This window comes from Marinobacter nanhaiticus D15-8W (assembly GCF_036511935.1).
Classification (GTDB): Bacteria; Pseudomonadota; Gammaproteobacteria; order Pseudomonadales; family Oleiphilaceae; genus Marinobacter_A; species Marinobacter_A nanhaiticus.
Map to the genome: position 1 here is coordinate 3,591,760 of NZ_AP028878.1, position 22,226 is coordinate 3,613,985.

At 58.7% G+C, this 22,226-nt stretch carries 19 protein-coding genes and 1 pseudogene; 10 read left to right on the plus strand and 10 right to left on the minus strand.

The genetic code is table 11. The features are described 5' to 3' along the window. Positions 1–46: 46 nt before the first annotated feature. On the minus strand, positions 47–1,276 hold the full coding sequence (locus tag RE428_RS16105) for an MFS transporter (RefSeq protein WP_004582960.1): 1,230 nt from the start codon (positions 1,274–1,276) through the stop codon (positions 47–49). Between the two features lie 104 nt (positions 1,277–1,380). Between RE428_RS16105 and RE428_RS16110 the strand changes: the two genes are divergently transcribed. Then, on the plus strand, positions 1,381–2,256 hold the full coding sequence (locus RE428_RS16110) for a LysR substrate-binding domain-containing protein (RefSeq protein ID WP_004582961.1): 876 nt from the start codon (positions 1,381–1,383) through the stop codon (positions 2,254–2,256). On the opposite strand, the gene RE428_RS16115 is transcribed toward RE428_RS16110, so the two are convergent. Together RE428_RS16115 and RE428_RS16120 are read right to left on the minus strand one after the other, a co-directional pair. Further along, positions 2,243–3,292, minus strand: coding sequence for an NAD(P)H-dependent flavin oxidoreductase (locus RE428_RS16115; protein WP_040883843.1), 1,050 nt, complete (start codon positions 3,290–3,292; stop codon positions 2,243–2,245). The two genes, RE428_RS16110 and RE428_RS16115, sit on opposite strands and share 14 nt — an antisense overlap. Positions 3,293–3,467: 175 nt before the next feature. Continuing rightward, a complete protein-coding gene (locus RE428_RS16120; RefSeq protein WP_115840362.1) occupies positions 3,468–4,442 on the minus strand; it encodes an acyl-ACP desaturase in 975 nt (324 codons plus the stop codon). A gap of 372 nt (positions 4,443–4,814) precedes the next feature. On the opposite strand from RE428_RS16120, the gene RE428_RS16125 reads away from it, so the two are divergent. Further along, a complete protein-coding gene (locus RE428_RS16125; RefSeq protein ID WP_227500303.1) occupies positions 4,815–6,182 on the plus strand; it encodes a substrate-binding domain-containing protein in 1,368 nt (455 codons plus the stop codon). A 388-nt stretch (positions 6,183–6,570) separates the two neighbouring features. Here the strand turns inward: RE428_RS16125 and RE428_RS24470 are convergent. After that, positions 6,571–6,766: pseudogene (locus RE428_RS24470) on the minus strand (TetR/AcrR family transcriptional regulator); the annotation flags it as partial. A gap of 274 nt (positions 6,767–7,040) precedes the next feature. Between RE428_RS24470 and RE428_RS16135 the strand changes: the two are divergent. From RE428_RS16135 to RE428_RS24475, 5 genes are all read left to right on the plus strand, one after another. Further along, positions 7,041–8,669 (plus strand): serine/threonine-protein kinase, encoded by a 1,629-nt coding sequence (locus RE428_RS16135; protein ID WP_040883776.1) that lies wholly within the window; start codon positions 7,041–7,043, stop codon positions 8,667–8,669. After that, positions 8,669–9,415: a PP2C family protein-serine/threonine phosphatase gene (locus tag RE428_RS16140; RefSeq protein WP_004582969.1), complete on the plus strand. Its 747-nt coding sequence runs from the start codon at positions 8,669–8,671 to the stop codon at positions 9,413–9,415. The genes RE428_RS16135 and RE428_RS16140 overlap by 1 nt, the downstream gene beginning before the upstream one ends. 1 nt (position 9,416) lies before the next feature. Beyond that, on the plus strand, positions 9,417–9,770 hold the full coding sequence (locus tag RE428_RS16145) for an FHA domain-containing protein (RefSeq protein WP_004582970.1): 354 nt from the start codon (positions 9,417–9,419) through the stop codon (positions 9,768–9,770). Positions 9,771–9,883: 113 nt separating this feature from the next. Then, a complete protein-coding gene (locus tag RE428_RS16150) occupies positions 9,884–11,167 on the plus strand; it encodes an MgtC/SapB family protein (protein ID WP_004582971.1) in 1,284 nt (427 codons plus the stop codon). A gap of 219 nt (positions 11,168–11,386) precedes the next feature. Beyond that, the gene (locus tag RE428_RS24475) at positions 11,387–11,557 is read left to right on the plus strand and encodes a PEP-CTERM sorting domain-containing protein (protein ID WP_081614661.1); all 171 of its coding nucleotides are present in this window, start codon (positions 11,387–11,389) and stop codon (positions 11,555–11,557) included. Positions 11,558–11,658: 101 nt separating this feature from the next. Here RE428_RS24475 and RE428_RS16155 read toward each other — a convergent pair whose 3' ends face one another. Together RE428_RS16155 and RE428_RS16160 are read right to left on the minus strand one after the other, a co-directional pair. Continuing rightward, positions 11,659–12,744: a M48 family metallopeptidase gene (locus tag RE428_RS16155; protein ID WP_227500304.1), complete on the minus strand. Its 1,086-nt coding sequence runs from the start codon at positions 12,742–12,744 to the stop codon at positions 11,659–11,661. Then, positions 12,731–14,155, minus strand: coding sequence for a YjgN family protein (locus tag RE428_RS16160; RefSeq protein ID WP_004582973.1), 1,425 nt, complete (start codon positions 14,153–14,155; stop codon positions 12,731–12,733). The genes RE428_RS16155 and RE428_RS16160 overlap by 14 nt, the downstream gene beginning before the upstream one ends. Before the next feature lie 324 nt (positions 14,156–14,479). Here RE428_RS16160 and RE428_RS16165 point away from each other — a divergent pair, with 324 nt between their 5' ends. The 3 genes from RE428_RS16165 to RE428_RS16175 all read left to right on the plus strand — a co-directional run bounded on the left by RE428_RS16165 (position 14,480) and on the right by RE428_RS16175 (position 17,980). Further along, positions 14,480–15,889, plus strand: a complete 1,410-nt coding sequence (locus tag RE428_RS16165; RefSeq protein ID WP_004582974.1) for an SPFH domain-containing protein — start codon at positions 14,480–14,482, stop codon at positions 15,887–15,889. Positions 15,890–16,214: 325 nt separating this feature from the next. Next, the gene (locus tag RE428_RS16170; RefSeq protein WP_004582975.1) at positions 16,215–17,210 is read left to right on the plus strand and encodes an aldo/keto reductase; all 996 of its coding nucleotides are present in this window, start codon (positions 16,215–16,217) and stop codon (positions 17,208–17,210) included. Positions 17,211–17,356: 146 nt separating this feature from the next. Beyond that, a complete protein-coding gene (locus RE428_RS16175; RefSeq protein WP_004582976.1) occupies positions 17,357–17,980 on the plus strand; it encodes a transglycosylase SLT domain-containing protein in 624 nt (207 codons plus the stop codon). Between the two features lie 8 nt (positions 17,981–17,988). Here the strand turns inward: RE428_RS16175 and RE428_RS16180 are convergent, their stop codons facing one another. From RE428_RS16180 to RE428_RS16195, 4 genes are all read right to left on the minus strand, one after another. Beyond that, complete coding sequence (locus RE428_RS16180) at positions 17,989–18,723, minus strand: c-type cytochrome (RefSeq protein WP_004582977.1); 735 nt, start codon at positions 18,721–18,723, stop codon at positions 17,989–17,991. An 80-nt stretch (positions 18,724–18,803) separates the two neighbouring features. Further along, positions 18,804–19,538: a copper resistance protein B gene (locus RE428_RS16185; RefSeq protein ID WP_004582978.1), complete on the minus strand. Its 735-nt coding sequence runs from the start codon at positions 19,536–19,538 to the stop codon at positions 18,804–18,806. Further along, entirely contained in the window at positions 19,535–21,433 is a 1,899-nt protein-coding gene (locus RE428_RS16190; protein WP_004582979.1) for a copper resistance system multicopper oxidase, read from the minus strand. Before RE428_RS16190 ends, RE428_RS16185 begins: the two co-directional genes overlap by 4 nt. Positions 21,434–21,490: 57 nt before the next feature. Continuing rightward, positions 21,491–22,045, minus strand: coding sequence for a cupredoxin domain-containing protein (locus RE428_RS16195; protein WP_004582980.1), 555 nt, complete (start codon positions 22,043–22,045; stop codon positions 21,491–21,493). Positions 22,046–22,226 lie beyond the last annotated feature (181 nt).

A 22,226-nucleotide genomic window follows, 5' to 3' on the forward strand; every position in this document is an offset into this window, starting at 1 on the left:
GTATCGATCTCCTTCGGCCAAGCCTCACCCAGGCAACCAGACTTAATCAACCACTCGTCGCCGGCCGCAAACCCATCACCCGGCTCTCCCGAATCGGCCAATGCAAAGCGACGGCAACCAGACTGAGTGCTACCCCCATCCACCAGACGCTGTCATAAGACCCGGTCCGCTCGTAGATCCAGCCCCCTAACCACACACCGGTGAAGCTTCCCAACTGATGGCCCAGGAAGACGACGCCATAAAGGGTGGCCATATAACGGGTACCGAACATGGTGGCGACCAAGCCGGTGGTGGGTGGGACAGTCGCCAGCCAGAGGAAGCCGGTCAAGCAACTGAAGGCGAGCACAGACGTGAGTGATAGCGGTAGGAGGAGCAAACCCACGGTGACGATCGCCCGGCTCACATAGATGAACATGAGGACTTTCTTCATCGACATCCGGCCCGACACATAACCGGACACCATCGCGCCCACAACGTTGCACAGCCCGATCAGTCCGATGGACCAGGCGGCCACTTCCGGGTCGAAGCCGTGGTCGGTCAGGTAACCGGGAAAATGCACGGTGATGAAGGCCAGGTGGAAACCGCAGACGAAGAAGCCGACCGTCAACAGCCAATACGATGCGTGGCCTCGCGCCAGTGCGATGGTCCGACCCAGGCTATCCTCTTCACCCAGCGCCAGAGTGCTTGTGGCAACGGGCTGGGCCAGCTTCGCAAGGGGCATGGCCAGCGCAATCATGACGAAGGCCATTAGTGCCATGGCGTTAAGCGCGCCGGCCCAGCCGAACAGGTCGATAAACTGCTGCGCCAGAGGCGCCATTAAAAACTGCCCCATGGAACCGGCGGCCGTGCCCACGCCCAACACCCACTGGCGGTTATCCTCGCTGACCGATTTCGCCATCAGCGGCAGCACGATACCGAACCCCGTGCCGGCAATACCCGCCCCCACGATCAATCCGGCACCCATATGCAGCGACCAGACCGACGATACGTCGGCTGTCATCCAGAGCCCCAACGCATAGAGCAAGGCGCCGCCCACGATGACGGCCACGTTGCCGAAACGGTCCGCCAGACCGCCGGCGAGCACGGCAATCACGCCCCAGGCCAGGTTCTGTATGGCCAGCGCGAGGCCCAGCGTGTCCCGTCCCCAACCGTTCGCCTCGGTAATGGGTTGGACGAACAACCCGAAGCTGGCCCGAAAGCCAAAAGCAAGCATGAGAATGATCGAACCGGCAACGACAATCGTACACGTTGCAGGTGTCAGGCGAGATGCTTTCACTGAAGTGTTCCTTTTCGAGTGAGACGTACTTTCGCTATTCTCAACAGAGCCCTATAGCGCTACAAACGAGTTTTTCGCCCACTTCACAATAGATTTACTAAACCATGAGCCAGCCGCCCCTGAAAGCGCTCCACTACTTCTGTGTCGCCGCCCGGCACCTGAGTTTCAAGCATGCCGCGGACGAACTGTTCGTCACACCCGGGGCGGTGAGTCAGCAAGTAAAATATCTCGAAAGCTGGCTGGGAATCCCTCTTTTCGTGCGTAACGCGCGGCAAGTAACGCTCACCGAAACAGGCAGTACGTTCTACCGGAGGATCTGGCCGCTGATGTCGGAATTGCTGGGCGTTAGCCAGTCAATGCAGCGGATCAACCGTTCCAAGACCGTACGCATCACCCTGCCTCCGGCCTTTGCCATGATTCGGTTTGGGCCGCAGCTGGCTCATTTCCGGCAGAACCATCCAGACATCGAACTGCAATTGCATGCTTCGACGCTGCTTTCGTCCCTGGACGGATCGGACCACGACCTCGCCATCCGCTACCTGCCGGAGGAGGACCTGCAGTACGACTGCACGCGACTGGCTTCACTGGAAGTCCTTGCGGTCAGCAGTCCCGAGTACCTACGCCGACATCCCCGACTGGGAGACCGGGATCTTTCAGGCTGCACGCTGATCCACGACCACCTCCATCAGGATTGGCAGCGCTTGATCAGCCACGCCAACCTCGATGCAAGACATACTGAAAATCTCTACTTCGACCACGCAACGATGGCGCAGCAGGCGGCGGAAAGTGATCTGGGCGTCTGGCTGACGGACAGGATGCTGAGTGGTTTACTGCTTGAAGCCGGGAGGCTGGCACCGCTTTTCGACGTCAGTTTGCCAGCACGCCGCCACCTTTTCCTGGTTCATAACCGGAATACGGCGCTTAGCGCCTCGGCAACGGCAGCCAAGCGGTGGATCCTGGATCGCTTCACAACGCCTTGAGTTCGTCAGCCAATCGCTTCATCAGGTCGCCCGCGGGCAGCTCCCGGGCCAACGCGGCGCCCTGCCCGGCCCAACAGGCATTGAACGTGTGCTGACCTGCGCTGCGGGCGGCCGCCTTCAACGCCTTACCCGCTACATAGGTGATGGGGTAGTCAGGCAAATCCGGTGCCTGGTCACTGTCGACCTCGGCCCACCAGCGGTCGACGAAGCCTCGGGCGGGACGACCGGAAATGACGGAGGTGATCCGCGTATCCACGTCGGGACCGTGCTTGAACAGCGCCCGGTACTCGGCATCTGCCGAGGATTCTGGACACAGGACGAACGCCGTTCCCATCTGGACGCCGACAGCGCCTAGCTGACGCGCCGCCCGGATACCTCGACCGTCCATGATACCGCCGGCAGCGATTACCGGCAGTTTGCACTGTGCCTTGATCAGCCGCGTCAGCGGCAAGGTGCCCATATCCGGGTTACCCCGACCTGGCTCGAATACGCCACTATGGCCACCGGCTTCACGCCCCTGGGCTACGATGCCCGCCAATCCGGCATTCTGGACCTGGTAGGCCTCGGCGAGCGTGGTCGCCGTAGCCAGTAGCGTAATGCCAGAGGCCTTCAACTGGTCGATCCAGTCCTGCTCCGGCAGGCCAAAGTGAAAACTCACCACCGCTGGCTGGGTTTCCAATAGCATTTCCAGCATGGCGTGGTTTTCGATGAAGCTGGGGTACGGTAGATCCAGCGCAGCGGGTGGCTCGGCATCGAACTCATCGAAGAACGGCTGGAGATGGTCGAGCCAGCGGGCTTCGCGCTCAGGGTCCGGTTGGGCTGGCTGGTGACAGAAAACGTTGACGTTGAAGGGTTTTGAGGTCAGTTGGAAGGCCTCGTCGATCATCGACCGCGCTGCATCGACGCTGCTCGCCCCAATACCGATCGACCCCAGACCGCCAGCATTGGATACGGCCGCAGCCAGCTTCGGCGTCGATACGCCCACCATTGGCGCCTGGATAATGGGTTGCGGCACGCGCACGCCCCCAATAGCCATACTGAAATCAACCACAACACGCCCTCCTGTTTCCTGAAGTTGAAGGAGCCTCGGCTCAAGCTTATGCCTAAGCTAACACCGCAAGAGACCAGACAGTGAGCTCACGTGGCTTATCTTCATTATTGACCCGGTGAATATCGGGTCTGCGTGTTGTGATTGCTATAGTTGGCCCCTATCAGGCGTCGAATTCCATAACCCGCTGATAGATGATGTCGAAGGAGAAGCTCTTGCTACGCATGCGGCGTTCGAGCAGACCTGCGAGCTTGTCCAACCGGGCCGGTACAGCCATCATCTTGTCCTGCGCCTCGCGACCTGCGGCATCAACCGGCTTCAAATCCGCAATCCCCCAGTTGTCCAGGCATTCCTGTACCACCTTGCGGTAATCCCGCGGGCCGTAGATACCAGAGCGATGAACCACGTCCGCCATGTCATCATAGCCAGCGATATTGTGGCCCGGCATCGCAAGGCGCGGCATCACCTTCAATGCGGACTCCATGGCACCCGTGCTGTCGATCTCCAACAGGCCACGGAACGCATCGCGATAGAAGCGGAAATGCCGGGACTCGTCGGCCGCGATATGGCCGAGCAGACGCTGGATGGTGGGATCGTACTTGGCCGCCAATTTGCCGGTATTGGCGTGAGCTGCCTGGGTGGCACGCTCCTGCAAGCTGGTATAGGCAAGCAACTGGTAAGGGTCGCCATGCCATTGCGGGTCGAAGCCGGCTTCGATGTACTGGTACTGGAGGTATTCAAAGGCCTTCATGTCGAACAGTCGCGCATCCCGTACGTAATCGTGCAATGCACATCCATGGCGATCTTCCTCGGCGGTCCAGAGAAAGTTCCAACGGGACCAGGCATTCTCGCTCCCCAGATGGACGGCAATCAATCGATGGAAGTGCGGCAGCCCCTCTTCGGTCAGCAGGTTAAGCGCCAGGGAAACCCGAACCGAATCCGGCAAACCACGCGCCCGGTCACGGAGTTCATCGAGCCCCTTGAGTTCTTCGCCGGTCATTTGCTCACTCGCCGGAACAAACTCACTGGGCATCCAGAGCTTGCGTTCCTTCAGGTGGCGGTCCATCAGCTCCTCGACCAGCGGCTCGAGGGAAGCCAACGCTTCGGTTTTCTTGCTCGGGACCATTGCTACGTTCATTGCCCTTACCTCAATTCGTTGCTTGGACCTGAAGCCGATAAGGAAAAGTCGCTCCCTACCCATCGGCGCACAATTGTTACGGCCATATATGCAAACTAGCATTCGCGGGTATACGTCAGCAAACCCTACCAGCACCTATATCCATAACAGGGTAACTGCTTTCGGCTCTTGGCACAGCTTACGTACGGGAAAGAATATACAGAGTACAAATGTACGCTAAAACTTAATTAACCCATCATAATAATGTCATACAAATTTCATTTAACTGTCATATTGCGGAGATAGAATCGGCGCTTCGCAGGCCGACCAAAGGCCCTGTCAGTCCATCAGTTATTTGTCGTCCAACAAGGGTTTTTCACCCAGCAAGTGTTTGTGAGCCAGAGAGTATCCGCCGTGCAGAATGCTGTCGTACGCCGCCTTAGAGAGTTGTTCACGCTTTTTTTTATTGCCGCTTTACTGACCGTCCCGGGCATAGTCGCGGCGAACGACCTTGAAATTCACGGTTCCAACACGGTCGGGGCGGCCCTCGCACCGGCCCTGATCTCCGGCTTCCTCAAACAACAGGGCGCAAGCGATGTGCAGATACAGGACGCTACCCAGGAGAATGAGAAGCAGATAACAGCCCAACTCAGCGGGGATCGTTTCGAGGCCAGGGTTGCGGCCCATGGCTCCAGCACCGGCTTCAAGGGACTGGCATCCGGCGCGGCACAGATCGCGGCGGCGTCCCGACCAGCCAAGCAGAAAGAAGTGGATCTGATGGCGTCGCAGACCGACCTGCGCGCACGCAAAAGCGAGCACATCATCGCCATCGACGGCCTGGCCATCCTGGTGCACCCGTCCAATCCATTGGCCAAGCTGGACAAGGTTACGCTGGCCAGGATCTTTGCCGGCCAGATCGACAACTGGCAGGCCCTCGGCGGCCGCAACCTGCCCATCCATGTCTATGCCCGTGACGAGCGTTCGGGCACCTGGGACACTTTCGCCAGCCTGGTACTGGGCGATAACTATTCACTGACCGCTGAAGCCAAGCGCTACGAATCCAACGACCAGCTTTCCGACGATGTGAGCAAAGATCCCGCCGGCATCGGCTTTGCTGGTCTTGCTTCGGTCCGTGACAGTAAGGTAGTGGCCATTTCCGACGGCGAATCCGCAGCCTTGCTACCGACTCGCCTGAATGTCGCCACCGAGGATTATCCTCTATCCCGCCGCCTCTATCTCTACTCCCTGGGTGCTGCGGACAACCATACGACTACAGCGTTCCTGGAATTCGTCCAGGGCAGCGCCGGGCAGGATATCGTCCAGGAAACGGGCTACGTATCGCAGAACATCCAGTCAGTGGAAGACAGCCTCGGCGACAGTGTGCCGCAAAGCCTTAAGACGTTGACCGCCCACTACCGGCGACTGAGCGTCAACTTCCGCTTTACCGAAGGCCGCACCAAGCTGGACAACAAGGCGCACCGGGACCTGGAGCGGCTCAAACAGTTCCTGGACGATCACGAAGCCAAGGGCAGCGATCTCATGCTGATCGGCTACGCGGACAAACAGTCGAACGAACTACGAGCGCAGATGATTTCGGAATTGCGGGCACTGGCAGTGAAGAAGGCCCTGCGCGACGAACAGGCCGTGAACGTGCAGGCCTACACCGGATACGGCCACTACGTGCCCGTCGGCGGCAGCGGGGGGTCGGAAGGAGCCAGCCGCAATGGACGCGTTGAGGTTTGGTTCCGTAAAGCAGAATAACGCGCGCAATGCCGCCTATTCAGCAGCAGGCACGTAACGCTCCAGCGAGAGTCGACGGGTCGTCCCAGCACACGGTCCGACAACGCCGCATCGCTTACACCGCGGGATGGCGTTAACGCCCCGACCAGCGCAGAGAACAGCAGTACGGCCTGTTCATCGGCGTTCTCGTCCGGCAGGGGTTTGGCAATCTCATCCAGCCTCGATTCGACCAGCGCGTCCGTGGTGGTGCTGGGCTTGCCCTTCTGGCCAAGCTCGGCCGCCATGGTGGGCAGTGGACATCCCACCTCCGGCTTTTCGCGATGAACAGACGACAGGCAGGTGGAAATGAATGCCCTTAACGCGTCGTCATTGGCAAAGGCTGCTGCGGCGTTGGCATTCGCCTCCTCGGACGCCTGCTTTAGGGCTGCCTCCACGAGCGCATCCTTGGATTTGAAATGGGCATAGAAGCCACCGCGGGTCAAACCCAGCGATTTCATAAGCGGTTGCCCGCCCGTGGCACCAACCCCGTCCTGGCGGAAGCGTCGGGCAGCTTCCTCGATGATGCACTGGTGCGTCTTTTCCTTGTGGTCTTCGGGATACCGCATACTCGATCAACTCCAGAACCAGAACCTATCCGCCGGGTCCTCGGCGGGCATATTTGGATTCAAGGTATCATTTAGCATCAGCCGCCGACGCGTTTGAGCAACGCGTCCCGCGCTGGTTACTCATTCGACCCCCACCATCGCCCCGGCGTCGCAACATTCACTTACAAAAAACCAAGAAGTTCCTATATTCCCTAGACATTTCGGTTCCTAAACTCCGATCAGGCGGCTTACATCTTTCAATGGAGTGCTTGTCATTCGCTTCCTGCTTTCCCATATGTTCAGTCTGCGCCTGATCGTCGTGGCGCTGGGTCTGGTGATCGCTTTTTGGAGCGCTCACTTGCCCCTGATTGACTGGATTGACCACGCGCTCTTCCAGACCCTCTGGGATGTTCCCGCCAACGCCAAGGACGCCGAAGTTCCCCTCCCCGGCCCCGCGTTCGACAGTTATCTCCAAGCCCATGACCTACACCAGCCTGCCTGGCTGAATTACCTAATCGATGGTTTGCTGTTCGGCGGCGTGTTGTTACTGACCCTCGGCGTACCCGCGTTGGGGACTGGCCTGACGGTTGCTGTCATGGGGCTGATCGGCGCGGCGCTGGTCGTAGGCCAAGCTGTCATGCTGCTTTACCAGGAGACATGGATACCACTGGGTGAGATCTATGCACTACTGATTCCCGGGTTTGTCGTTATGCTGTTCTGGATGCAGCCGCACCGGGAAATCCGCGACCTGAGAGAGAATGTGCGGGAAGCCCGCTATCACTTGGGTCGCCTGCTACTCCAGCAGGGCCAGCCCGACGATGCGTTGGACGTGCTGGCCGATTGTCCACCGTCGCAACAGACCCTGGAACTGCAGTACGACATTGCCATCCAGCAGGAGCGAAAGCGCCAGTACGATGCTGCGGCACGAACCTACGAGCAGATCATGGATCAGCGCAAAGGCTTCCGGGATGTCAAGAATCGCCTGCAGGCGCTGGAGAAAATCAACGCCGGCAGCACAGGCACCACGCCACCGACCGTGTTCGATGCCACCAGCACGCTTGTCCTGCCGGATCAGTCCGTATCCAAGCCTACCCTGGGCCGCTACGAAATCGAGCGCGAAATAGGCCGGGGCGCAATGGGGGTCGTATACCTCGGGCAGGATCCCAAGATCGCGCGCAGGGTCGCCATCAAGACCTTCAGCTACGCCCAATTCGACGGCGCCGAGCTGAAGGAACTCAAGAGCCGCTTCTATCGCGAAGCGGAAGCCGCAGGCCGTCTGAACCACCCCGCCATCGTCACGGTCTACGATGTAGGCGAGGAAGCGGACCTGGCTTTCATCGCAATGGACTATGCCGAGGGCAAACCGCTAAGCGCCTACGGCCGCCGCGACAGGTTGCTGAAGTTACCTGTCGTACTCGACGTGCTGGCACGGGTCGCCGAGGCACTCGATTACGCGCACAAACAGAAAATCGTCCATCGCGACATCAAGCCGGGCAACATCATCTACGACGCCAGGAGCGGAGATGTGAAGATCACCGACTTCGGTATTGCCAAAATCGCCGACGACTCCCGCACACGAACCGGCAATGTCATGGGCAGCCCGCTCTACATGTCGCCGGAACAACTCAAGGGGCAACGGATCAGCGGCACCTCTGACGTCTATAGTCTCGGCGTCACACTCTACAAACTGGTCTCCGGCGAAACACCTTTCAACGCCGATACGCTCGCCAACCTGACCTACCAGATTCTCAACAAACGCCCCCGCAGTGTCCGAGAGTTCAATCCGGAGCTGCCGGACGGTGTAGTACGACTCATCAACAAGGCAATCCAGCGGGAGCCATCCAAGCGCTTCGCCAGCGCTGGGGCCATGGCCGAAGCCCTGCGTAGGGCCGCTGTGCGCGAAGGTAGCAAGGAGGCTTCCTGATGACGCTAATCGCAACCGGAATGACCGATATCGGTACTCGCAGGGTCAGCAACCAGGACGCCATCGCCTGGCACGTTTCTCCCGACGGCACCCGAGCCATGGGCATCGTGGCTGACGGTATGGGAGGCTACAAAGGTGGTGAGATCGCCAGCCAAGTCGCCGTCAACGTGATTACCCAGACACTGGCGCCCTTGGTGAACCAGCCCGTACCGGATGATGTCCAGGTGGCCGCCGTGCGCGAGGCCATCGACGATGCCAACGAACAGATTCATGCCCTGCGGGAGGAAGACGCGGCCCTCGGCAGCATGGGAACCACTGTCGTGGTCAGTTGGGTCCAGGGCGACAGTGCACTAATCGCCCACATCGGCGATTCGCGCTGCTATCAGCTCAGCGACGACGGACTGACCCGAAAAACCCGCGACGATACGGTTGTCCAGAACATGATCGACGACGGCAGCATTACCGAGGCCGAAGCGCCCCGTATGCCGTTTCGCAACGTGCTGACCCAGGCCCTGGGCTCTACCGAAAAAGCCGAGCCCAGCCTCACCCGCGTCAGGATGCAGCGTGGCGATCGTCTTATCCTCTGTTCCGACGGCCTCACCGACGCCGTACCCGAAACCGACTGGCCACACGTGATGAACAGCGGCCAGCCCCTGCGCCAACAGGCCCAGTCACTGGTGAACATCAGCCTCGACAACCAGGCAGCGGACAATGTGTCCGTCGTACTTATTCTCAAGGAGTCATGACATGGCAACGCTTTCCCAATTGGTCGATAACCTGGTGGCAACGACCTTTGAACTGGATGGGCCCCGTGTTCGCATAGGCCGCCATCCGGAGAACGATGTCCAGATCGACGAAATTTCCGTCAGCAGCCGCCATGCCTTCATCGACGTGGAGCCCAACGCCTATCTCGAAGGCACGACGGACTACTTCATCAGCGACAACAACAGCACCAACGGCACCTTCGTCAACGACATCCGCCTGACCGAGCGCCAGCGCCTGAACAATAACGACGTGGTACGCATTGGCTGGAATATCTTCCGCTTCGTCGACGAGGACGAGAACACGCTGGAGAAGACCGCTTTTATCCTCGAAGAATAATCCTCCAGAATTCCGTAGGATAGCGCGCCACATCCCGCCTATGGCGCGCTATACTCTGTCCGGCTGCAGCGAATAGACCTGAATACGATCGACAATCGAACCGGGACCGGGCCGTGGACGAACTGACCCAGACTTTCCTTGCGACCAACCAGACCGCAATCAATCTAGCCGTCGCCCTGTTACTGGGTGCGTTGATCGGACTGGAACGCGGCTGGGAAGCCCGGGAGAAGAAGGCCGGCGAGCGCATTGCCGGCATCCGGACCCATGCCCTGACCGGTCTGCTGGGTGGGATTGGCGCGCTGCTTTCACAAACCCTGAGCCCCTGGATTTTCCCGATCATGTTCCTTGGGTTGATCGGCATTTGCCTGGTAGCTTACCGGACCCGTACTGCCGATGTTCGGGACTACAGTATTACCGGCATCATCGGGCTGTTGCTCACCTTCTGCTATGGCGCTGTCGCCGTCGCTGTGGATCTTGCCCTGGCCACTGCCGCGGCGGTGGTCACGGCAATCATCCTCGACAACAAGCGAGAGATTCACGGCCTGGTCAATCAACTCCAGTCCCACGAGCTGGATGCCGCCCTGAAGCTGCTGCTGATTTCCGTGGTCATGCTGCCGCTATTACCCAACGAGCCCATGGGTCCGGGGGGCGCACTGAATCCTTACGAGATCTGGTGGATGGTGGTACTCATTGCTTCGGTCTCGTTCGTAGGCTACTTCGCAATCCGACTCGGGGGCACCGAAAAGGGCTTGCTGTTTACCAGTCTGTTCGCCGGGCTCAGCTCCTCCACGGCACTGACGCTCCACTTTTCCCGCCAGTCCCGTGAAGCCCGGGACATCAGCCCGGTGCTCGCTGCGGGTATCCTGCTGGCCTGTGGCACCATGTTTCCCCGTATCCTGGTCTATTGCGCCCTCATCAACCGGGACCTGTTACCGGCTTTGCTGTGGCCGGTGGTGGTTATGGCCATGATGCTGGTGGTCCCCGCGCTGGTGATCTGGCGCATGCACCGTGAAGGCCTGACGGTGGCCCAGCCGTCTCTGACCAAGAACCCGCTGGACCTGAAATCGGCGCTGGTATTCGGGGTTTTGCTGACGGTCATTCTCGCACTGGGCGAATGGCTGCGGGCGTGGCTGGGCGATGCCGGGATCTATGTGCTTGCGGCGACTTCGGGCGTTGCGGACGTCGACGCGATAACCCTGTCGCTCACCCGGATGTCACAGATTTCCATCGACGCTCAGACAGCCGTGATTGGCATCGTGCTGGCTGCCTCCGTTAACAATATCGTGAAATCGGGTATCGCCCTGTCTATCGGCACCCGCGCTCTGGGACTGCGGGTGATCGTGCCGATGCTACTGTCGCTGGTTGCGGGGCTAGCGACGGCCTGGGCGTTGGTGTAGCGTCTTCATTGTAAACTTTCTGGTACAGATTGCCTGAATGTCTCCAAGCTCTGGCAGTCGCGCCTTTGTGGCACATCACTGGGATTGCGGCGCTGTCGGGGCGTCAGATTATTTTACGGCTCTGTCCGGTCGCTATTCCAAGCCGTTCATTCGGTATCGGTTTTTTCCGGGCCTGGAATATGCAGCCCTTAAGACGAGCCGTCATCGAGGAATGCTGTCATGAACAGGCTATGGTTGTTTGTTATCCCGTCCCTTGCGCCTTTCTACGCACTAGCACAGGACAGCACACCTGTGGAGGTTCCGGAACCGGGGACTTTGGGCTTACTGGTTACGGCCGTTGTCGCTATCTACCTCGTCCATCGATTCAAGAAATCACATAAACGGCGGTAGGACTAGAGAGACGAAATAGACAACAGCCCCCCCCGGAAGCCACCGCATCACGGGCGACCCTCCAACGCGCCGCCCGACGCCTAGCTCAGTGTTATTTTAACCTACCGCGCTGCCTCAAACCGGCGGATACGCTCTTCGGTCAGCGGATGTGAAGAGACCAGCCCTTCCAGGTGCGAAAGCCAACCGTTATCCTTCTCGGCCGATACGCTCCCTTCCTGATGCCCGGCCTCATCCAGACCTTGTCCGTGACTGTCTTCCAGACGCTGCATAATGCTGATGAAGTACATGGGTTCGATGTTCTGGGCCTGCATGAGACCGAGGGCGTAGGTATCCGCTTCGCGCTCCATATCCCGTGAATAGGCCAGCGACATCAGTACCGCGGGGACGGACACCGTAGTATCGGCAAAGGCCGAGAGATCGCCGGTCATCATCACGATCACCCAGAAGACCAGCGATGACTGTACAACGCCCGTCATACCATGGTTGTGGACGACGTGGCCAATCTCATGTGCCAGAACAGCCGCCAGTTCCTCATCATTCTCGGCCATTACGACCAACGCATCGGTGAAAATGATGGTGCCGTCCGGCAACGCCATGGCATTAGCGCCGATCGATTCGCTGCTGCGAAACTCCACGTTCAAGGGAAGCTCGGGGTGCAGAAGAAGCAACGGTGCGAAGTGATCATGCACTCGTTCCTGCACGTGCTCGGGCAGCTCGGAAGGCGAGAACAACTGCATATCCATGGATCTCAGGGTAGATGCGCTGACCGTCGCCTTGACCGACTGGGGCATCAGGTCGGCAACAACCCTGGAGGTCCAAGGCACGCCGTAGAAAAAGGTGAAAAGGGTGACCGCAACTGTAATGACCGCCGCGACCAGGATCAGTCCCAGGTGGTTCTCGAGCCGATGGATGAAGCCATTCAGACGGCCGGGTTTGAAGTGCAGGACCAACCGATCCACGCCGTCGTTGTCCGAGGTCTCGAAGACCCCGTCATCCGGCAGGTAGACATAACGCGGCGTATTGCCCACCCGAGGGGACACCTTGATGCTGTTCCAACTCATTGCCTGCTCGCCGCCGCCGGACACCAGGCAGAGCGCATCGCCGGCAACGGCCAGTTGGGCCGTTTGCCGGCGGGAGTCGGCGCCCGTGTAGAAATCGCCCTCCAAGCGCATATCAGAACGCGGCAATGCCAACGTCGAAGGCGTCGCCCAGTTCCTGGCCCAGGGCACTAGTGCGCTTATCTTCGGCTGCGACGAAATGATCCAGGTCGCCGTCGACGATCATTGCGGTACAGGAGGCCCGATAGCGAGCCATGCGCACCTTTGCCCAAGGCGTGAACAGGCCCGCGGTGAGCATGACCAGGAAGCTGTTGCTGATATAGATCCAGATCATGCGGCCCGGCTGCAGATCCGAGGAGAAGGTGTGCCCTTCAAGCGACAAGCTGTTTACGTAGAGGTTGGTCATACCTGCCATGAAGTACCCGATCACCGCAATATAGCCGACCACCGCAATCAGCGTGCCCAACACCACGTGGAACAGTTCGCCGCCGATCCAGGCCACCAGGCCAAAGACCAGCCCCATCAGGATGCCCTTGCCAAAAAAGCTGTAGTACTGACCGGCTGTAGAGTTCAGCAGGAATGGCGTGGTGCCGAAACGACTACCGTTGGCAATGAACCGGTGAGTCTTCAGTGTCACGAAAGGCGTGAGCAGCATAAAGGTAAAGAGGTTCAGCAGTGGCCACACGAACAGCGCCATTAGGGCTTCGACATACTTACCTTCAAAGTCGAAACGGACGTTGCGATACGCACTGTTGATCGACTGGAACCGCAGGGAACGAATTACTATCCAGGGCATGGCGAAGATAAAGCCGATACCCAGGAGGATCGACGCCTCGACGTAGAGATTTGAAAGCACCACGAACACCACCAGGATGGCCAGCGCGAGCAAACGCCCCTTGAGTATCGTGATCGGATCGGCCAGGTACTGGAAGCTGGCGTTATCGAGGCGCGTGTTGCCGTAGAAATACTGGTTGTTGCGTACCGTAGCCCAGGCGGAATAGATCCCCAGGGTCACGATGGTCAGCAGGATATTGATGATCCAGATACCGAAATACTCGCCGCCGTTACCAGTAAACTCGATGGGGGCTTCCCGCAAGTGGCCGGTTTCAGCAGGTTTGGCAACAGGACGTTTCGGCGGCACTCGGTTCGCGGACTTGGATACCGCTGCGGGCTGTGTCGACTCGGGAGTGGGCGCGGCTTCCTCGGCCTCCTCCGCCTTCGCCTCCATCGGCTCTACCGACAGCGACGCGGCCCTGGGTGCTTCAACCGAGCGCTTGGACTCAGGTTCGGCCACCATTTGCGGCGCCGCGACCGGAACGATCTCGACGTCGGCTCCCGCCTTGATCAGGCGATCCCTGTAGCGATTGGCGTCGTCGAAGGAAAGATCGGTCTTGAGCGTGCGGATGGTGCCGTCGAACAGGGACTCGACGCGCTCATCGGAGATACGGAACAACCCCTGGAGGTTGTTCTTGACGTCAGTCGCCTCGAAACCGTCGAGCGTCTCGCCGGCAAACTGGATGCGGTATAACTCTGTAGTCATGCTTCACCCTGCTACGGAGTCTCTGATGGACTCCTTATCATTTCCATGATGACGCGCCAGTCATTGCGACTCCACGCGCCGCACGTGCTTCCCTGCTTCCGCAGCGGCTGCATGATCGAAAGTTAACAGAACTTCATGATTTGTGGGTAAAGTTTGGCTACAGAACTGTTAAAAAACTTAAAATATTCACCTTTTAATAGCTAACCCTCTGTATTTTATGGCACCAAGTACATGAAATTCCGGTAACTGTCGATAAAGGTGGCACGCTAAAGCAAAGCGGTGTATTTTTGCCCGCGCCAAGGAAGACCAACAGGAACCGAAAACATGGACCAGGCAGTAAAGACCCCCCTTATCTCCACCCTCTCCACTTCGCTTTTCAGCGGCCTGAAGAAGTACTTCATGGGTATCGTGGGCGCGCTGGTCGCGCTGATGCTCGCCATGTCGTCATTCTTCACGACCGAACTCGGTTACACCTATGTCGTGCAGGACACCCTGTTCGGCACCATCCGGGTATTCACCGAACCCGGCGTGCATTTCAAGGTGCCGATGTTCTCCAACGTGTACACCTACAACCAGGCGATGACGCTGAATTTCGGTAATCAGGAGAACGGCGAAGTCATTCGCGCGACTCGCCAGCTGACTGAAGTGGAAGTCCAGTTTGCCGACACCTACACCGCGCGTATTCCGGCCACTTTCCGTTTCAAGCTCTCGGGCGATCCGGAAAAGGTCGTCGCCATGCACCGGGAGTTCCGCAGCTACGATAATCTGATCGACTCGCTGTTGCTGAAAAATGCCAAGAACGTCACCGTCGTGACCGCCACCCAGTACACCGGCGAAGAATTTTTCCAGGGCGGACTGAACAAATTCAAGGTGCAACTCGAAGACCAACTGCAAAACGGCCTTTACCAGACCGAGCGCCGCCAGGTGGAAGTCGAGCAGACCGATTTGGCTGCCGTTTCGTCTGATAACGATGATGCCGACCGGCTGGAGCGCAAGATACAGCTGGTCTGGAAGAATATTATCCTGCAAGACAATTCCGGTCAGGCGATGCGACTGGCCAACCCCCTGGATTCCTATGGTATCCAGGTTCGTCAGGTCACCATCGGTCGCCCGATTCCGGAAAAACGCCTGGACGAGCTGCTGGTGAAGAAGAAAGACCTGGTCGCCAAGCGTATTACCGCCATCCAGGCCCAGGAAACCGCCAGGGCTGAAGCCAAGACGGCCCAGCTGGAAAAGGAAATCGAGAAAGCCCGCGCGATCCAGGATGCCCAGCGCGCCAAGGAACTGGCGATCATTTCAAAGCAGAAAGAAGTTGAAATGGAGCGACAGCAAGCCGAGTTGGAACGGGTCCGCAAGGAAAAGGAACAGGCCGTCGCCGTGCTTGAGAAGGAAACCCAACTGGAAATCGCCACGGCTGAGCGTGATATCCAGAAAGCCAATGCGGAAGCCGCAACCTACGCCGCCAAAGCAATCCGCGAGAAAGGCCTGGCAGAAGCGGAAGTCGCCAAGGCCCACCTCTTGGCCAAACAGGCGGCAAAGGATATCTACATGGCTGAAATCCAGCGCGATATCGCAGGTGTCATGTATCCGGCGCTGAAGGAAACCCAGATCAAGATGCCTGAATACTACGTCGGCGACGGCAGTGCCACGCCGGTCAGCAGCCTCGACGTGTTTACCAGCCTGGGCGCCATGGATCATCTCAAGAAGACCATGGCCGCTACACCCACCAACTGATAGCGGCTACGGCCACCGACCGATAGTGCAAACGTCCTGCGGGCCCTCCGCAGGACGAAATTCAGTGCCAAGTCATACCGCCCCCTGACAAACCTTTCCTGACGTTCACCTCGATGTCATTGAATTGACGTCGCCCTCTGTCCAGAATCAATGACACACCGATAATAATTCCCCTGGCCGGACTCACCTGCCCGCATTCAGGTTTGCCCGCATTTTCTAAAAAGCTCGGTTCCGCATGGAAGCAGCCGTTATTTTTGCCGGCTGCGAGATCCGCATGTTCCGAATGACGTATTTCGAATGACTGACAACGGACAATGGAGGCGCCATGAAAACCCGGAAGTTTGGCAATACGGATATCGAAGTCACACCTGTCGGCCTGGGCACCTGGGCTATCGGCGGCTGGATGTGGGGCGGCACGGATGAGGCCCAGTCCATCGACACTATTCACGCCGCGATCGATAAAGGCATCAAGCTGATCGATACCGCGCCGGTCTACGGCTTCGGCCGCTCCGAAGAGATCGTCGGTAAGGCGCTGGCCGGCGGTCGACGCGACCAGGTCGTGTTGGCCACCAAAGTCGCCATGAACTGGAACGACGACGAAAGCGTCTGGCGTGATGCCCGCGCCGAGCGTATCCAGAAGGAGGTGGAAGACTCGCTCCGCCGCCTGCAGACAGACACCATCGACATATACCAGATTCACTGGCCCGATCCGGTCACGCCGATGGAGGAAACCGCCAAGGCGATGGAGAAGCTGCTCAAGGATGGCAAGATCCGGGCAATCGGGGTCAGCAACTTTACGCCGCAGGACATGGACGAGTTCCAGAAGTTCGCGCCGCTGCATAGCCTGCAGCCACCCTATAACCTGTTCGAGCGAGGCATCGAGGATGATGTCCTGCCCTACTGCGTGGACAAGGGCATCGCGACGATCACCTACGGCGGTCTCTGTCGCGGCCTGCTGTCCGGCAAGATGAGTAAGGATAGCGAATTCGAAGGTGACGACCTGCGCAATAACGATCCCAAGTTCCAGGGGGAACGGTTCGAGCAGTACCTTAACGCAGTGTCCGCGCTTCAGGATTACGCCGAAAGCAACTATGGCAAATCCGTGCTCGCCCTAGCGCTTCGCTGGCTGATCGACCGCAAGGGTGTAACAACGGCTCTCTGGGGCGCCCGCCGTCCCGATCAACTGGACCCGGTCAGCAATGTCGAAGGCTGGTCCCTGTCAGACGAAGACATGAAAGCGATCGACGGCATCCTCGATCAGCACATCAAGGATCCGGTCGGCCCCGAATTCATGGCACCGCCGAGCCGCGAGGAGCGATAGCCGTCTGAGCAATATGACGGATTTGTCAGCCGGTCCCCTGCCATAGGCGGACCGGCTATACTGGCGCGAGATGTACGTTAGCTTTCACGGAGCATCCCATCCGAGCCCGCGCCAAGACCCTGCTGAAGTTGACCCTGGAATTCGCCATGCCGCTGGTCGTGGTGGCCGTGCTCGCCTGGCTCATCAGTGGCTACAGGGTGCTGGTACCCAACCCACCCGCCAATCCCGACAATATCTGCGATGTCTTCGAGGAGTACCCCGAGTGGTACGACTACGCAGCGGAATCTCGCGATCGCTGGGGTACGCCGATCCCGACCCAGATCGCGTTCGTGCGTCAGGAATCAGCCTTCCAGAGCTATATCCGGCCTGAGCGCACCCGCCTGTTCGGCATTATTCCCTGGACCCGCCCATCCACGGCGTTTGGATATGCCCAGGCCCTGGATCCGGCCTGGTCGGAATACATGGCCGACGCCGGCAGCGTTTTCGCCGAGCGGTCACAGATGAAACATGCCCTCGATTTCATCGGCTGGTATAACCACCGAACCCACAAACAGCTGGAATTACCGCTCGACAACACCCGTGATCTCTACCTTGCCTACCACGAAGGACCGACCGGTTTCAGGCGGCAAACCTACAAGCAACGCCCATGGGTCCAGCGGGTGGCGAACCGCGTTACCAGCCATGCCTTGACCTATACAGCGCAACTTGAGCAGTGCGAGGCAGAACTTCGCTGCCGGCATTTCTACCAATTCTGGCCGTTCTGCGAATGAGCCGATGATCAGTGCGTGTGGCCATCGGCGTAGTGGTCGTCCTCTTCCGCTGATGCAGCCTTCGTTGCCTTCTGCGACGCCTCCCCCTGACTATCGTGATGGCCCGGCTCGCCATGACCTTCAGAGTCGTCACCGGCATGGCCAGAAGCCGGCGTTGAATCGTGGTGCCCACCACCGTCCATCATCGCCCGCATATTCCCGTGGTCGTGATCATGGCCATCGTTCGCCATCCCATCCTGGCCTTTCGTCGGCTGGACCAGCTGCGCATACTCATCCTCGGAAAGACCGGGTAGCTCTTTCAGGAAGGCAACGATTTCCCACAGGGCCTCATCGTCGTGGGTGGGGCCCCACGCCGGCATGCCCGTCATGCGAATACCGTTCTTGATGATCCAGAACTGTCGCGCCGAGTCGTGGTGGCCTCCCTCGGCCAGGGCCGGGGGCGTCGGGTTCAGTCCGGTGCGGATCAGACTGGAATCCAGCCCCGGCTTCAGGTGGCACGCAGCACAGAGCGCGTCGTACGCCTGCGCCCCACGTCGAACCATCGACTCATCATCCAGATTTGGCACGTCGATCCCGTCCGAGCGAGCAGCGACTGAGCTATGCATGGCCTGATGCAGCGCCCATCGTCCAGCCGCTGTATGATCCTCAGTGGCCGCAACGTTGTACATGCCGCTAAAAACAAACGACACCACACCCAGGACAAGAACAGCCAGCGTCGTGAGCACGCCAAGAAAGAATTTCATTGATCTCTCCAGTCGGTTTTATTTTTGGAATGGCCAGGCCCAGTGAACCCGGCTCCATCGTTCGACAATGTCCTGGACCGTCAGAAAACCAGCCGCGTCCCGACTACGACAAACCAGTCTTCCGTACTTCCACCGCCAACTTCAGCAAGGTCCTTCGTATCGCCATACTTACGCTCATGTACCACGCCGATATAAGGTGAGAACAAACGATCGATAACATCATAGGACAGACGGGCCCCAAGCTCGGTACTCGCAAGTCCCTGTCCCAGGCCAATCTCCTTGTCCTCGGAAAAGGCCACTGTTGTATCCAATCCCAGATTCAGGATTAGATGATTGGTGAGCAGGAGTTCGTACTCGGCATCAAGTTCCGCCGAAGCATCCCCTTCATCACTCACATAGACACTGGCATCGACTTCAAACCAGTATGGAGCAAGCCCGGCGATACCCAGCACACCGTATGTGCGGTCTGGCCCTTCCGGCGTGTCGACCCTGATACCCAGTTTGGCATCGAAGAAATCCGAAATCGGTTTCTGCAGCAGAAGCTGGTTTTCCAGGGATTCGTAGGCCTGCTCCTCAATCTCATACTCGCCCTTGGTCAACCAGCGGAACTTGAGTTCATCGGAACCATAGAATGCGTCGGCATCCCAGACGCCCAGCTCGGCGTCGTCATCGCTGTAGCGGTATTCAAGTTCCTCCACCTGGACACCCCAGAAATGGCTGTAGGTGTGTCCGCCCCGCTCTTGCGCGGTGACAAGTCCGGGTAGCAGCATCATCGAGCCTATAAGCAGGGACAGCGTAACAACCTGCTTCTTCATGCATCACCTCCCTGGCTGACTTCATCTGCGCCGGTCACCTGATCCGGCCCGCCTTCGACGATCACTTTGCGGAACATGCCTGACGCGGCGTGGTACGAAAGATGGCAATGGAATGCCCATTGGCCCGGCGCATCGACTTCCGTCTCCATAAAGACGGTGGTCCCCGGCTGTACGCTGATCACGTGTTTAACCGGGTTCCACTGGCCCGCCCCAACATCGAGGATCGACCACATGCCGTGCAGGTGCATCGGGTGCGTCATCATGGTTTCGTTGACGAATTTGAAGCGTACCCGTTCACCGTATGTCAGACGGATGGGCTCGGCGTCCTCGTATTTGATGCCGTTGATGCTCCAGCTATAGCGCTCCATGTTACCGGTCAGCCGCAACTCGATCTCCCGCGTGGGTTCACGATCGTCGTAGAGTGGTTTCTGCGCCCGCAGGTCGGCGTAGGACAGGAACTTTCCGCCGTTGGCCGCCGTCGGTATCAGGCCGCTACCCGGCGCATAGAAAGGATCGGTCGCGGCTTCCGTGGAAACCATCGCGCTGTGCCCCATAGCGTCGTGATTCATCGAAGCCTGCGCCGGTTCCCCATGCGCCATAGGCCCGTCATGCCCGGAATGGTCACCGGCTGGCATGGGTTGATGATCGTTGGCCGTACCATGACTCATTCCGTGATTCGCCCCGTGACCCATGGTGCTATGGTCCATCACAGCCGGGTCCATCACGGCCTGGTTCATATCGGCATGCGCCATCTCACTGTGTTTCATCGCGCCGTGATCCGTTGCACTGTGCCCGGTCATCCCGGCATCCATCACGTGCCCACCATGGTTACCATGATCCATACCGGGCATACCTGACATATCCGCCATCGTCAGTAACGGAGGAGCGCGCCGTTCGGGAACATCGGCAACCATGCCTTCTTTCGGCGCCAGCGTTCCGCGGGCATAACCGGACCGCCCCATGGATTCGGCAAAAATCGTGTAGGCACGTTCTTCGCGCGGCCGAACGATCACATCGTAGGTTTCGGCCACGCCGATGCGGAACTCATCGACGGTTACCGGCTGAACATTGTTGCCGTCCGCTTCCACAACAGTCATTTCCAGTCCGGGAATACGGATGTCGAAGTAGGTCATGGCTGATGAGTTGATAAAGCGCAGCCGAATCCGCTCACCGGGCTGGAACAGGCCGGTCCAGTTCTGGGCCGGCCCTTTGCCGTTAATCAGGCCAGTGAAACCCTGCACGTCCTCGATATCTGCTTTCATCATTCGCATGTCGCCCCACATCAGACGGTCCTGCAGCGTTGCCCAGAACCCCTTTTGGTCCGACTCTGCAAAGAAATCCCCAACGGTTTGCTGATGGCGGTTGTAATAATCCGGCATCATCTTAAGGTTGCGCATGATGCGCTCGCCGCTATGGGGATGTTTGTCGGTCAACTGCACGACATATTCCCGGTCGTAACGGAACGGCTCACGCCCTTCAGGCTCGATCACGATGGCGCCATACGCACCGTTGGGCTCCTGGAAGCCAGAATGGCTGTGGAACCAGTAGGTGCCACTTTGGACGATGGGGAACCGATAGGTGAACGTCTCGCCCGGCGCGATCCCCGGATAGCTGATCCCGGGGACGCCGTCCTGTTCATAGGGCAGGATAAGTCCATGCCAGTGAATCGAGGTGGTGACATCCAGGTTATTGGTGACGTTGATGGTGACCGTCTCGCCTTCTTTGAAGCGCAGGGTCGGTCCCGGCGACTGCCCGTTATAGCCGATACCTTCACGGGCGAAGTCGCCGGTATCAATCATGACCCGGTCGACTGTAATGTCATACTCACCAGCCTCAAGCGCCAGCGGCGCCAACAGCACACCCAGCGTGGCTGTCAGTCGCAATAGAAACCTCATATCAGAACCTCAGTAATAGTCTTCCAGTACAGCGTTGTCTGTGAGACGGGTCGTCGTTTATTCGACAGCGACGTCGCCCACCATGCCAGCTGCGTAGTGACCCGGTACGTTGCAGGCAAACTCAATGGGCTGGGCCCCGGCTTGAGCGAATGTCCAGGCGATCTCGGCCTCTTCGCCCGGTGCCAGCAGAACCCGGTGCGGCGCCGCATGCGACATCGAATGACCGTTGCCCATTCCCTCAGTCATCATCGAGCGATTCAGCTTATTGCCCTGGATGACGCCATGGGCCACGAACATCTGCATCTCATCATCGGATGCAGCGTGGGTTTCCGGCGTACCGAGACTGAATTCGTGGACGAGGTTGCCCTTGTTGGAAATCCTGAACAGCACTGTTTCTCCGGGCTCCACAGACAAGCTTTCCGGCTCGAAGTAGTTATCGTGCATCACCACATTGATGGTTCGCCCGGCGGCCGACACTTGCGCCGGACTACCGAAGTTGGCGTGACCGGAGTGACCACCATGGGCGCCGGCGGCGTGGGACGCGACCGGCAAAATGGAGAGAGCCATAACCATGACGCCTACAAGTGCCTGTCGTGACTTGAATTGGTTCATTTCCTATCCTCGAATACGCTCATAACGAGACAGCGCCATTACCCAAAGCGACGGTACCGCTGCCTGAATCGGTCTTTAATATGCGCGCCCAAGCTGAAACCATGCTGAATTCCTGATTTTTATTTTTGCGCCCGGTTCAGTCCGGTTTCAGTTATATGCACTAGACTTGTAAAACCATCTA